Genomic DNA, 11,406 nt, shown 5'->3' on the forward strand with positions numbered 1-11,406 from the left:
CACGGAGGGCGTATCTCCCTCTGCTCGCCTGCTCGCACACGCTACCGCTACTAATTACTGCCGGCGCTTCTCCAAGTTGGCGAACCGGCTGTATTCCTTGTGGAAGTACAGTTCAACTGTCCCGATGGGGCCGTTGCGGTGCTTCGCGATGATCAGTTCGCAGATGTTCTCCTTGTTCTCTTTCTGCGCTTTTTCCTGATCGTAGTAATCCTCGCGGTAGAGAAACACAACGAGGTCAGATACTTGCTCGATTTCTCCGCTCTCTCGGAGATGGCTCAACATCGGCCGCTTCTGCCCGAGCGCTTCCACCGCCCGGCTCAGCTGCGAGATGGCGATGATCGGGACGTCGAGTTCCTTGGCGAGCGACTTGATACCGCGGGCGATCTCGCTCAGTTCCTGCGTACGGTTCTCCGACCGCTTATACGATTGGATCATCTGAATGTAGTCGATCACGATCAGGCCGAGTCCGTGCTCGGCCTTCAGCTTGCGCGCTTTGGCGCGCATCTCGATGATGGACATCGTGGCGGAGTCATCGATGAAGATCGGCGCTTCGCTCAGGCCGCCCATCGCGCGCGCCAGTTTGCGCCAGTCTTCGTCCGCGAGAAACCCGGTACGCAGCTTGCTGTTGTCGACTTGGGCCTCCGAGCAGAGGATGCGCTGAACGAGCTGTTCCTTGCTCGTTTCGAGGCTGAAGATCGCCACCGGAATCTTGGCGTCGAGCGCCGCGTGCTGCGCGATGTTGAGGGCGAGGGTCGTGTTATGGGTCCCTATGTCATTTGCCACGAAATTATGAGTCTCCGGAATCGTAAGGTCATAGACCTGCTTGTCACCGGTGGGCTCGATACTCTTGATCGTGTCCCAATAAATATCGCTCTTCGAAAGCAGCGCGAGGTAGTGATGGCACAGAGTTCGCGCAATTGCCTGCAACTTGATTCGTGACAGGTTCGTGCGCAGAAGCTGTGCTTTCGTCGCGGTCGCGAATCCGGCGCGGCGCGCCAGAGAAGCCATTGGCTCAAGTTGTTTCGCTGCGTCAATCGTGCGCCAAACTCTGCGTGGAACGGTGTCGGCATGAGAGTGGTGGCGTGTTCTGCTTCTCACGTGCGCCAACACTTTCGCTACATTATCTTCCTTTCCGAAGATCCCAATCTCGTGTGCAAAGGTCTCGATTGATCGGGGATCGGTGATGTTGAGCTGATAATAAGGCCGCCGGCCGCCCTTGTACTGAACACTGAACCGACACAGACTGCCGATGATCCCGAACCGGAGTAACAGATGCTGAACATGGCGCCCTAGCCGTTCGCTTGTTGTCGTGTACACGATTTTTGCATTTCTTGTCGCTGCGCTTGCTGTGGCGCAGCCGTCAGTTGCATACAAACGGTTGAGGAAGAGGGCAAGCTGTCGCTGCGGAAGCGTAAAGATCGCAGCAGGGACGTTTTTCTCCGAGGCACGTTTGTTCCAGATACCGTGGTCGATCAGATCCAAAACCACTGGGTTTTTGCTGCTCCGGCTCATGGCAGGGAGGCCGTGAGGAGCGAGGTCCTCCGGGGTCACCGAGAGAGCCTCGCAAAGGCGCCTGAACAATTCAGCCGACGGAACGTTGCTGCCCTTGATCCAGAAGGTAACGTTGGCCGGGCTTACTCCGAGACGGCGGGCAACTGCGACCTGCGCGCCGCGCCGCCGACCGATGACGTTGCGCAGTCGCCGGGCAAACTCGGCCCGATTTCTGAACACGGCAATCGGATCACCGGCGATTGAGAATGTCGGAGATCGCCAGTCGCTCTTCTCGCGCTCCCTCCGGACCCGGACGGCGCCGTACTCCTCCACGGCAGACGTAAAGTCGTCGATGAGACGTGGATTCGTATTTGTGAAGTTAGCCTTATTGCCCGTAAGCGCGCCGTCCCCGATGAGGTACGCTAGGACCTTTATCTCGCATTCGCGCATCGGCTTGGTTCCCTCGACTGGGATCCTACGAGGGACGGCGATGCGGTCGCCGACCTTCAGTGCTGCCAGCGGGATCCAACCCTCCAGCGTTCGGAATGGGTGTGACGCCGTGCATTCGACGGAGCGGCCGAGTTTCGTCGTTATCCGAAAAACCGGTCTAATTCCATCGTCGACGAATGCCGACGGTTCTGTCCATCGCAGCTTCCAGTCCGTATCGAGCGTCAGCAGGCGCGCCTGCCGGCGGCGGTAGATCTCCTCGATGGTGGCCACGCTGCCGTCTTCGAGGACGATCTCCGAATCGGCGCTCAGGCACTTCCCGACCGACGGACGGGCCGCGATGATCACCATGTCCGCCGCCTGGAGTCCCGAGGTCAACATGTCGAAGTCGGAGAAGCCGGTGCCCACGCCCGTGATCGTGCCTTTTTCCTGATAGCGCCGGTCGATCTTCTCGAAGCTCTGCTTGAGGATCTCCTTGATCGCCTCGAAATCCTGGACGCTGCGGCGCGAGGCGATGCCGAAGACCAGCTTCTCGGCGCGATCGATCATCTGGGCGACGTCGTCGGCGCCGTCGTACCCCATCGCGGCGATGTGCGTGCCGGCGCTGATCAGGGCCCGCAGCATCGACTTCTCCAGCACGATGTTTGCGTAGAAGTCGACGTTGGCGGCGGTCGGCACCAAGTTCGGCAGCGAGGCGACGTAGGTCGGCCCGCCCACGTCCTCCAATTTGCCGTTCGCCGCGAGGCGGTTGGTGACCGTGATGAGGTCGACGGGCTCCCCGCGCTCGAACAACTCGACCATGGCCTGGAAGATGACGCGGTGCGCGTCGCGGTAGAAGTCGTCGGCGCGGAGACCTTCGATGGCGCGGGCAATGGCGTCGCGGTCGAGCAGCATCGAGCCGAGCACGCCCTGCTCGGCCTCGAGATTCTGAGGCGGTACCCGTTCCAACTGCTGGACGATGCTCACGCGTACTCCCCGGTGACGGGCCTGCCGCGATTATAGAACATATGTTCGCGTTCGTCTACTTCGCGTGAGCAGAAGAATCCCGTCGTATGAACGACCTAGTAAATGCCAGAGGGAGGCTTCATCGTCCTTGTCCGCTTTTTGTGGACAACAGCCCAAAATGCTGCGAATAATGCTTCATAATTCGTGCACAGATTCCGGATAAGCTGGGGACCGGCGGGGGATGCGGGGTGTCCGCAGCCTCAGATGCCGGGTGCGATGACGATTCCGGTGACGCGTTCGGAGCCGTCCGTCACGAACCCGATCCCGATCTTCCGATATTGCACGATCGAGAACCCGCCGAGGCGCATCACCGACGAAGGACGTCCAAGCGTGCGCTCGACTTCCGCAAGGGCCGTGCCGTCGCCGAGCCCTTCACTCGTGCGGTATCTCGGGTCGTGGGCCAAGCTGATCAGCACGACGGTGTTCTGGAGGGTCTCGACGGCGATCGAGCGGAAACGGTCGCCGGGCGACTTCCACTCGTACCACTGCGTACGGCCGGTCGGATCGACCTTCGTTGGTTTTCCGAGGACACTCTCGACCGCCTCGAGATGCATGCCGATCGCGACGGGCCCGAGGCTGCGGCCCGGAACGACGAGGAACGGCGTGCCGGGAGCGGCAGAGACCGCCGCCGGCACGGCGATAAGCAGCGCGAGCGCGAACACGCACGAGCGGACCATACGTCCCCCCGAGGGCGAAGTGTGATCCTATTACGCCGCAGCCGCGCCGGGGGTTCGGCGCCCGTGCCGCGCCGGGCTACGTCGAACCCACCACGTTCACTTCGACCTTGGCGGTGTGCTTGGGGTGCAGCCGGACCGGCACCTTGTAGAAGCCGGTGCTCTTGATCGGCTCGTCGAGCTCGATCTGCTTCTTCGACACGTCCACGCCCTGCCGCTGGATCGCCTCGGCGACGTCCTGGGCGGTGACGGATCCGAAGAGGCGGCCGTCCTCCCCCGCGCGCGCGCGCACCTCGACGACGAGCGCCTCGAGCCGGCCCTTGAGCGCGGTGAACTCCTCGTTGACGCGCGCCTCGCGCCGCCCGGCCGCGGCCTTCGTCTGCTCGAGCGCCTGCAGGCTGGACTCGGTGGCCGGCGCCGCGAGCCCGCGCGGCAGGAGGTAGTTTCTCGCGTGGCCGTCCTTGACCTCGCGCACGTCGCCCGCGTGCCCGAGCGCCGCGACGTCCTTCAACAGAATCACCTTCATCGCTGATGCACCACCTTGGACGGGCGGCCCGCCGTCCGGACGTCCGCCGGAACGGGGGCGCCCTCGGTTTCCCCTTGGCGGGGTTCGGCCGGCGCGCCGTCCGACGGCTTGGATCCGGCGCGTGGAAGCAGCCGGCGGAAGTCCCACCATGTGTCCAGCATGCCGAGGATCGCGAGTCCAAGCAGCGGCAGGATCCCGGCGCCGAGCAGCATGAAGCCGAACAGGATCTGGATGAACGCGGGATAGCCGCGCCGGTTGGCCCACGTTACGCCGACGAGCGTCCCCTGGAACCCGAACACGAACAGGTTGACGAGCATCGCGTCCAGGGCGACGCCGGCGAGCCGCGGCTCGCGGATGGCCGCGAGCGAGCAGATCGCGCCGCCCCACAACATGACGGTCGAGAGCGAGGCCGACAGGCGCCACGTGAGCAGCGCCGGGACGCCCGGCAGCGGGTGGCCGACGCGGCGGAGGACCGAGCGGGCGACGGTGTAGCTCAGGTACGCCCACAAGAGCGCGCCGAGGGCGAGGGCGACCGGCAGCGCCGTGCGCAGGAACTGCGGCAGCATCTCGACCAGCTTGCGCATTTCCTCGACCTGCCCGGCGGGGGCCCCGATCCGGCGCTGCACGTCCATCGCCATCTGCATCGCCTTGACCTGGGTGGTGATGAAGTCGCCCATCACGTCCTGGTGCATGAGGGCCCCGGCCGCGGTGAGCATCGCCATCGACGCGAAGAGAAACGCCACCGAGCCGGCGAGGATCGTCCACTGCGCGGCGAGACCGCGGCGCACGCCCCAGCCGAGCGTCAGGCCGAGCGGGGCGAACATGGCCACCGCCGACGCCGCGTTGAGGGGGCCGGTGAACTGGAACAGCGCCGCCGCGGCGATGACGGACGCCAGCACCGCGATGCGCAGCCCCCAGCGGATGACAAGCAGCATGATGGGGAGCGGCGCGAGCAGCACGGCCACCGGCGGCGCGAGCAGGCCGACCGCGGCGATGATCGCGGTCAGGGCGGCGAGGATCGCTCCCTCGGTGAGACCGCGTGTCGGCTGCCGCCGGGTGGACGACGTCTTCACGGCGCGATCGGGACGGCCTAGGCGGACCCAGACGTTAGGCCCGCTACTCCCCGGTGTAGGGCAGGAGGGCCAGTTCGCGGGCCCGCTTGACCGCCACCGCAAGCGCCCGCTGGTGGCGCGCGCAATTTCCGGAGACGCGCCGCGGCAGAATCTTGCCGCGCTCGGTCACGAACCGCCGCAGGCGGTTGATCTCTTTATAGTCGATGTAGGTCGCCTTCTCAGCGCAGAACGAGCAGACCTTGCGCTTGGGCCTCCGCCGGTAATCGCGGCGCGGCCGCGCTTCTCTGTCCCTGGTCTCGGCCATTCGGTCCTCCCTGGGTCACGCGGTGTTTAGAACGGGACGTCCTCGTCGGGCCCTCCCTGGGCGGGCTCGTCGCCGGGCTTGGGCTGATCGCCCGGCGCGGACTCACTCGCGCCGGCGGCGGGCTTCGCGCGGTCGAGGAAACGGACCCCGTCTGCGACGACCTCGGCGACCTTGCGCTTCTGTCCGTCCTGAGTTTCGTACGACCGGATCTGCAGCCGTCCCTCGACGGCCACCATCCGGCCCTTCGTCAGATACTGGCTGACCTGCTCCGCGGTCTTGCGCCAGGCCACGACGTCGATGAAGTCGGTCTCACGGTTGCCCTGCTGGTTCTGAAACGGCCGGTCCACCGCGAGCGTGAAGCTGGCCACGGGCGCGCCGCTCGGTACGTACCGAAGCTCCGGATCCCTCGTCAGCCGGCCGATCAGGATGATGCGGTTATACATCGGCGCCCTCTGCTCCGGCCGCCGGAGATGCGCCGCCGGGCGGGGCCGGGGTCGATGGCGCGGGCGCCGGCGCCGCGGGGGCGGCTGCGGCTGCTGCGGGTGCGGGCGCCGGAGCGGCGGCGGGTGCCTGGGACGGTGGTGCGGAAGCCGCGGCGCGCACGGGCGCGGGGTGGTGCTCCGAGACAACGAAGCGCAGCAGATCCTCCTGCAGGCCGAGGGTCTGGCGGAGGCGGGCGACCTGTCCGGAGGCCAGCGAAAACACCGAGAGCACGTAGAAGCCGTCGCGGTACTTCTGAATGGCGTACGCCAGCCGGCGCCTGCCCCAGCGGTCTGTGTTCGCGACGGTCCCGCCGTGTTCGGTGATGCGCTGGTGGACGCGCGCGATGGCCGCGTCGATCGCCTCTTCCTCGAGGTCGGGACGTAGCACGGCAACAATCTCGTAATTAGCCAATCCGCTTCACATCCTTCCTGATGGACTGCCGGCTCACGAACTCCCCCTTCGGGGACTCGCCCGCGAGTGCGCGGGCGTTGCCGGCGTGCCCTGTCGCAACGCGCCGGGCGGCGCGGCACAGGGCAGGAAGGCACAGGGTGCCTCGTGTGACCAGCCGATTATACCACAGGCCCGCTCAGGCGGCGAAGCGGAACGTGATCACGTCGCCGTCCTGCACCTCGTACGCGCGGCCCTCGAGCCGTACGTGCCCCCGCTCGCGCGCCGCGGCCAGGCTGCCCGCGGCCACCAAGTCGCGCGCGGCGACGACCTCTGCCCGGATGAACCCACGCTCCATGTCGGTGTGGATGCGGCCGGCGGCCTGGGCCGCGTGCGTCCCCGCCGGTACGGTCCACGCCCGCACCTCGCGGGATGCGATCGAGAAGAACGTCCGGAGCCGCAGCAGGTCGAGGCACGCCCGCGCGAGCCGCGGGAGGCCCCGTTCGGTGAGGCCGAGTGCCTGGAGGAACTCCGCGGCCTGCGCGGGATCGAGGTCGGCCAGTTCCATCTCCAGGCGCGCGCACAACCCGAGCGCCGCCGCCCCTTCCTCCCGGGCGCGGCGGGCGACCGCGTCGAGACACGCGCCGCCGCCGGCGGCGTCGGCTTCGTCGACATTCGCGACGTAGAGCACCGGCCGCGAGGACAAAAGATGCAGCCGGCCGAGCGACTGTCGCGCGGCGGAGGGCGCGCGGCCGGGGTCCCCGGCCGGTCCCTCGGTCCCGGCAAACGTGCGCGCCGGGCGGCCGGCGGCGAGGTGCGCCTCGAGCGGCCCGAGCACCGCGTCCTCGTCGCGCGCGGCCCGGTCGCCCGTGCGCGAGCGGGGCGCGACCTCCGCGCGCGCGCGCTGCGCGGTGTCGAGATCCGCCATCAACAACTCGGTCTCGACGATCTCGATGTCGCGAATCGGATCGACGCCGCCTTCGACGTGCGCGACCGGACCCCCGAAGCACCGCACCACGTGCACGATCGCGTCGACCTCACGGATGCGGCCCAGAAACTGGTTGCCGAGCCCCTCGCCGCGGTGCGCGTTGCGCACGAGGCCGGCGATATCGACGACCTCGATCGTCGCCGGGACGACGCGCTCGGGCGCGACGACGCGCGCGAGCGCCTCGAGCCGCGGGTCCGGAATGGCAACCACGCCGACGCCGGGCGCGATCGTCGTGAACGGGTACGGCGCGATCTCGGCGGGGGCGGACGTGAGCGCCCGGAACAATGTCGACTTGCCGGCGTTCGGCAGGCCGACGAGGCCGCAGGCCAGCGCCATCGTCCTGGGATCGCCCGCGCGCTACGGCGCCGCGGTCGCGACGGCGTTGCCGCCGCCCTGTTTGGCGGCGTACATGCGGTGGTCCGAGGCGTCGATGAGGGCGATCGAATTGTCCCCGTCCTCCGGAAAGGCCGCGACGCCGAGGCTGACGGTGATCGACGTGATGTCGCGGCCGACGGGGAACGGCGTGTTTTCGATCGAGCGCCGGATCCGTTCGGCCACGTCCCCGGCGACGTTTCGCGGCGTGTGCGGTAGGAGCACGATGAACTCGTCGCCGCCGTAGCGGGCCACGAGGTCGATGTGCTTGCGGTGTTCCCGGTCGAGCGTCCGGGCGACCACCCGCAGCACGTCGTCGCCGCGCAGATGTCCGTAGGTGTCGTTGTAGTGTTTGAACCGGTCGACCTCGATCATGATCACCGAGAACGACAGCGCGTACCGCTTCGACCGCTCGAGTTCCTGGTCGAGCGTCTGGATAAACGCGCGGTGGTTCGCGAGCCCGGTGAGGCTGTCGGTGGAGGCGAGCAGCCGCGTCTGTTCGTACAGCCGGGCGTTGTCGATGGCGACCATGGCGTAGCCCGCGAGCGTGTTGAGCGTGCTGCGGCCGCGTTCCCCGAGGCGGTCCGGATCCGTCGTGCCGACGCTGAAGACGCCGACGAGCTGTGCTTCGCGCAGCAGCGGAATGGCGAGGGTGGTGTCGACCGCGGCGCCCCCGCCGCCCCCCGCGGCGACCAGCACCGGGCGGCGGTCCCGCGCCGCCTGGCCCTCCGCGCCTTCCCACGCCGGAATCCGCGTCCCGAGCGCCTGGCCGGTGCCGTAGGCCGCCCGGACCTCCAGGTCGCCGTGGTCGTCCGCGAGCAGAATCGCGCTGCGGTCGTAGCCGAAGCGGCGGCAGGTCACCTTGACCAAGGCCTCCAGCACGTCGGAGAGCTCGATCGAGGCGCTGAGCGTCTGGGCGGCCTCGTGCAGCGCCTGCAGCTCGTCGCGCGCCGTCTGCACCTGTGTAAAGAGCACCGAGTTGCGCATCACCGTCGACACTTGGCTGGCCAGCGCGGTGAGCAGCTCGACGTCGGCCGGGCCGAGGACGGCCTCCGTCGTCTCGACCTTGATGACGCCCGCGATGCGGCCTTCGACGAAAATGGGCACGCACGCCTCCTGCCGCGCGCGCGGGTCCAGGGTCTGATAATCGCGCTCGGCGGCGACGTCCGCGACGAGCATGGCGACGCCGGTCCGCGCAACGCGGCCGACGACGCCTTGGTCGACCGGCACCCGCGCGGGCACGGCGCCGTCGTACCCGCGCCGGCTCACGACGCGCAGGGCGAGACCGTCGTCGGTCACCGTCAGCACGTCGACGAGCGGGTAGCGCAGCGTCGTGTGCAGTTCCTCGACGAGCGCCTCGAACAACTCCTCCGGGCGCAGCGCCGCCGTAATGCGCGCTATCACCCGGTTCAGCGTCGCGAGGTCCCGGGCGCGCCGTTCGGCGTCGTTCAGGCGGCGCGCGTTCTCTACCGCGATCGCCGCCTGGTTCGCGAAGGCCGCGCCGAGCGCCGCGTCGGCCGGGGTATATGCGCGGACACAGTCGTGGTAGAGGCGCAGCACGCCGGTCACCCGGTCGCGGTACAGCAGCGGGAACAGCGCGACCGTTCGGTAGCCGGCCTTTGCCGCGGCGCGCCGCACCGACTCGGCGGGCGACTCCCGCTGCACGTCGGCGACGATGACGGGCTCGCGGCGCGCCATCACCTCCGCTTCGGGACCGGCGCCGGAGGCCACGCTCGCGGCGGCGGCCGCGACGTACTCGTCGGATAAGCCGCGCGAGAATACGTGCGTCGGCGTCCGTCCCGCCTCGCCGAGGAAGATGCCGCACCGGTCCGCGCCGAGCACGTCGCGCGCGCTGTCCGCGATGAGCTCGAACACCGCGTCCACGTCGTGCTCCGAATTGATGCGCTCGGAGATCGTCTCGAGCGCCCCCATTCGCTGCAGCTGCGCGCGGGTGGCGTCCGACAGCCGGACGTTGTCGACCGCGACTGCGCCCTCGTTGGTAAAAGCCTGCAGCAGTTCGATCTCCTCCGCCGTCCAGGGATGGACCTCGCGGCGCCCCACGGCGACGGCGCCGACGACCCGGTCGTTCGCCATCATCGGCACGGCCAGCACGGCGCGCGAGGCGCCGGCCGGCAGCGCCTCCGGCGCGCCCGGCAGCGCGAGGGTATCTGCGGTGGCCACCGGACGTCCGTGCCGGATCGCGTCGATGACGGTCCGCGCCCTCCAATCGCCCGACGCGAGCGCGCCCTCAAGCCGCGCAGCATCGTCGCCGCCCAGATTGCGGGGCGCCGCCACGACGAGGGTGCCGGCGGCTGTGTCATAGTGCACGAGGACGCCGCGCCACGCCCCGAGCGTCTCGGTCGCGAGATCGACGATGAGCTGCTGGATGGTGGCGGCGCCGGCGCCGGATGCCGCGGCGCGCGCGACCTGCTGCAGGGCTTCCATGCGGGCGACCCCCCGCCGGGTCGCATCGTACAGCCTGGCGTTGTGCAGGGCAAGGGCCGCGAGCGTGGCCAGCGTGGCCACGAGTCGCTGCTGCGGAGCCGTGAAGTACGACGGCACGTGCTTGACGAGCGTGAGCACGCCGACCGGCTCGGCGCCCGCCGCGAGCGGGACCGTCAGCAGAGACTCGTCGGCGGCGCCGTCGGTGATCCCGGTCGCGAGCGGCGCCGCCTGCTGCGGGGTCAGGCCGCGCGCGAGCGCGATCGCGTACGTGCCGTCGGCCTCCCGCAGCGCGATCCACAGCGCGTCCGGCCGCGCGAGGCGCTGCGTCAGATCCGCGAGGCGGTCGAGGAGCCCGCCGATCTCGAGCGTGCCGAGGAGGTCGCCGACGGCCGCGTTGATCGCGGTCGTTTCCTGGACCGCGTGCTGCCGGGCCGTGAGGAGCAGTCCGGCCACCGCGGCGACCAGCAGGGGGGCGAGCGAGCGGGGCTCGCCCGGCGACAGACGGCCGCCGAGGAGCAGTGTCAGCGTCGTCCCCGCCGCGCCCAGCGCCGCGCTCGTCGAAGCCTGCCAGACGCCGCTGTGCGCCAGCAGATACCGCAGCCGCTCGCCGCGCACGATGGAGAGGCGCAGGCTGACGAGCAGTGCCTGCGCCACCGCGTAGACGCCGACCGCCGCGACGACCCCTGCGGCCGCGCTGCCGCCGTGCCACGCCAGCGGAGTGCGGAGCGTGCCGCCCGGCGCGGCCACCGCGTTCCAGGCAGAGCCCGCCAGCAGCACCGTGAGCGCGCGCTGACCCGGATTGAAGATGCGCGTCAGCCCCCCGCGCCGCTGAAACCCGTCCACCGCCGCCACCCCGGCGGCGCCGGCCAGCGCCGCGGGAATCTGGCCGTAGACGATCATGGCCGGCAGTAGCACGAGGGATGCAAGCGAGACATACCCGCCGGCGACGAGCGGGAAGGCGACGGAATCGGCGAGCATCGCGAGCACGACAAGCGCGAGACCGATCCCGAGCGGCGGGAACACGACGCCCTGCGGCCCCCGCACGCCGGCAATGACGATCAGCGCCGCGGCGGCGAACGGCGTCCACGCGCTGAGCGCCGACCTGAGATTCCGAGCGCGGTCCTGCCCGTTCACCCCCGCGGTGCGCGGGGCGTCGGTCCGGGTTGACGTCGGTTCACGAGAGGTTTGGCGCACGATTGCGGAAGGAACCG

At 68.9% G+C, this 11,406-nt stretch carries 9 protein-coding genes; all 9 read right to left on the reverse strand.

The annotated features are described in order from the left end of the window. Positions 1-54 precede the first annotated feature (54 nt). Positions 55-2,904 (reverse strand): replicative DNA helicase, encoded by a 2,850-nt coding sequence (gene dnaB, locus VKT83_12660; protein HLY23308.1) that lies wholly within the window; start codon positions 2,902-2,904, stop codon positions 55-57. A 239-nt stretch (positions 2,905-3,143) separates the two neighbouring features. Next, positions 3,144-3,620, reverse strand: coding sequence for a hypothetical protein (locus VKT83_12665; GenBank protein ID HLY23309.1), 477 nt, complete (start codon positions 3,618-3,620; stop codon positions 3,144-3,146). Positions 3,621-3,696: 76 nt separating this feature from the next. Next, positions 3,697-4,143, reverse strand: coding sequence for a 50S ribosomal protein L9 (gene rplI, locus VKT83_12670; GenBank protein ID HLY23310.1), 447 nt, complete (start codon positions 4,141-4,143; stop codon positions 3,697-3,699). Beyond that, the gene (locus VKT83_12675; GenBank protein ID HLY23311.1) at positions 4,140-5,216 is read right to left on the reverse strand and encodes a DUF2232 domain-containing protein; all 1,077 of its coding nucleotides are present in this window, start codon (positions 5,214-5,216) and stop codon (positions 4,140-4,142) included. Before VKT83_12675 ends, rplI begins: the two co-directional genes overlap by 4 nt. A 43-nt stretch (positions 5,217-5,259) precedes the next feature. Beyond that, positions 5,260-5,520, reverse strand: coding sequence for a 30S ribosomal protein S18 (gene rpsR, locus VKT83_12680; protein ID HLY23312.1), 261 nt, complete (start codon positions 5,518-5,520; stop codon positions 5,260-5,262). Between the two features lie 26 nt (positions 5,521-5,546). After that, positions 5,547-5,963, reverse strand: a complete 417-nt coding sequence (ssb, locus tag VKT83_12685; protein HLY23313.1) for a single-stranded DNA-binding protein — start codon at positions 5,961-5,963, stop codon at positions 5,547-5,549. Further along, complete coding sequence (gene rpsF, locus VKT83_12690; GenBank protein HLY23314.1) at positions 5,956-6,414, reverse strand: 30S ribosomal protein S6; 459 nt, start codon at positions 6,412-6,414, stop codon at positions 5,956-5,958. The genes ssb and rpsF overlap by 8 nt, the downstream gene beginning before the upstream one ends. A 175-nt stretch (positions 6,415-6,589) precedes the next feature. Further along, positions 6,590-7,714, reverse strand: coding sequence for a redox-regulated ATPase YchF (ychF, locus tag VKT83_12695; GenBank protein ID HLY23315.1), 1,125 nt, complete (start codon positions 7,712-7,714; stop codon positions 6,590-6,592). A 21-nt stretch (positions 7,715-7,735) separates the two neighbouring features. After that, positions 7,736-11,329, reverse strand: a complete 3,594-nt coding sequence (locus VKT83_12700) for a GAF domain-containing protein (protein ID HLY23316.1) — start codon at positions 11,327-11,329, stop codon at positions 7,736-7,738. Positions 11,330-11,406: the final 77 nt, after the last annotated feature.

The sequence above is a fragment of the bacterium genome (genome assembly GCA_035308905.1).
Lineage (GTDB): Bacteria > Sysuimicrobiota > Sysuimicrobiia > Sysuimicrobiales > Segetimicrobiaceae > DASSJF01.

Excerpts from the sequence above, each read along its gene's own strand:
- VKT83_12665 (HLY23309.1), bottom strand. The coding sequence starts at position 3,620 with ATGGTCCGCTCGTGCGTGTTCGCGCTCGCGCTGCTTATCGCCGTGCCG.
- ssb (HLY23313.1), bottom strand. The coding sequence starts at position 5,963 with ATGTATAACCGCATCATCCTGATCGGCCGGCTGACGAGGGATCCGGAG.
- rpsR (HLY23312.1), bottom strand. The coding sequence starts at position 5,520 with ATGGCCGAGACCAGGGACAGAGAAGCGCGGCCGCGCCGCGATTACCGG.
- rplI (HLY23310.1), bottom strand. The coding sequence starts at position 4,143 with ATGAAGGTGATTCTGTTGAAGGACGTCGCGGCGCTCGGGCACGCGGGC.
- ychF (HLY23315.1), bottom strand. The coding sequence starts at position 7,714 with ATGGCGCTGGCCTGCGGCCTCGTCGGCCTGCCGAACGCCGGCAAGTCG.